1 protein-coding gene and 1 pseudogene are annotated in these 1456 nt (G+C 68.1%); one reads left to right on the top strand and one right to left on the bottom strand.

The window, feature by feature from the left end:
* Positions 1-383: pseudogene (locus ELR45_RS39435) on the bottom strand (hypothetical protein); the annotation flags it as partial.
* 233 nt (positions 384-616) lie between these two features.
* Between ELR45_RS39435 and ELR45_RS39430 the strand changes: the two are divergent.
* On the top strand, positions 617-1456 hold an 840-nt coding region (locus ELR45_RS39430; protein ID WP_205857446.1), incomplete at its 3' end, for an MMPL family transporter.

Raw genomic sequence — 1456 nt, 5'->3', positions numbered from 1 at the left:
CCGAACGCGATGAGCCGGCGGCTGGCCGGTCGCGACTGCCGGCCGCCAATGAGGTCCAGGACGGCGCTCGACGTCCAGGCGCCCACCGGTAGGTCGGTCATCAGCGGATGGGCGGCGTGGCCGAGCCAGGTGCTGCCACGCAGCAGGTTCCCGCGCTGAGGATCGGAGACGAGCGTCTCGGCCAGCCGGTACACCGGCTGCTGGATCCGGTCGATGCCGTGAGCGTTCTCCAGTGACTGTGTCCAGCGCACCAGCCGAGGCTTGCCGTCCATCGACATGTCCGGCGCGCCGGGCCGTGAACCATCCGGCACGTTCGCGGTCGGTTCGGAGTCCTGGCCGCGGTACTCGTCCGTGTGTGTCTTCGCCCGTTCGGTCGTCGTCATACCTGTCGGGTACCCGCGGCCGGAGGGGATATGCGGTTGCCCGAGTCGTCAAGGAGCGCTTGGAACGCACAGAGTCGCAACTCTCGTGGTACGGCACGGCGCCGGGCCGCAACTCAGGGGGTACGGCAGGTGTCATCCCAGGCCTGACGACTTCAGGCATGTTCACGACCGACTCTTGATACGTCCGAGCAGTGCGGTGTTCGCACTGTGCGTTGTTCAAGGAGGTATCGATCGTGGCAAGCACGACATTGCAGCCCAGACCCAGCCGGCTGCAGCAGCTCGCCGGCTGGGCGCAGCGGCACCACTGGCTGGCTCTTGTGGTGTGGGTGCTGCTCCTCGTCGGCGTCACTGCGGCCTCCGGGGCCGTCGGGGATGACTACCACGACGATCACACGCTCCCCGGCACCGAGTCACAAGAACTCAACGATCGGATGGAGGAGAACGCTCCGGCCCAGTCCGGCGACTCGATCCAGATCGTCGTCAACGACGAGGACGGCCTTGCCGACGCGGGGACGCAGGACCGGATCGAGTCGATGCTCGACGAGGTGGGCGCGCTGCCGCACGTCGCCGGTGTGACCAGCCCGTATGAGTCGGCGCAGGCGATCTCCGAGGATGGGACCATCGGCTACGCCACGGTGGCCCTGGACGCGGGCGCTACGGACGTTCCGAGCGAGGCTGTCGAGGACATCATCGACACCGCCCAGGCCGCCGGCGGCGACGGGCTCCAGGTGGAGCTGAGTGGTGACGCGGTCCGCAACGCCGAAGAGTCCGAAGGCGGGGGCGCCGAGGGCGCCGGAATGCTCGCGGCACTGGTGATCCTGGTCTTCATGTTCGGATCCTTCCTGGCCGCGAGCCTGCCGGTGATCACAGCGATCTTCGCCGTAGGCAGCACGCTCGGGGTGGTCATCCTGGCCTCGAACCTCACCACCATCGCCAGCTACACGCCGCCACTGATGATGCTGGTCGGCCTAGGCGTCGGCATCGACTACGCGTTGCTGATCTTCGCCCGGTACCGCGGCGAGCTGCTGCGGGGATCGGACCGCCAACAGGCGGCGCGTACGGCACTCGACACC

Origin of the sequence: Phytoactinopolyspora endophytica, from assembly GCF_004138495.1 — a bacterium.
Classification (GTDB): domain Bacteria; phylum Actinomycetota; class Actinomycetes; order Jiangellales; family Jiangellaceae; genus Phytoactinopolyspora; species Phytoactinopolyspora endophytica.
Note: the sequence above shows the minus strand (reverse complement) of the source record. Positions and strands in the feature narration are given on the sequence as shown.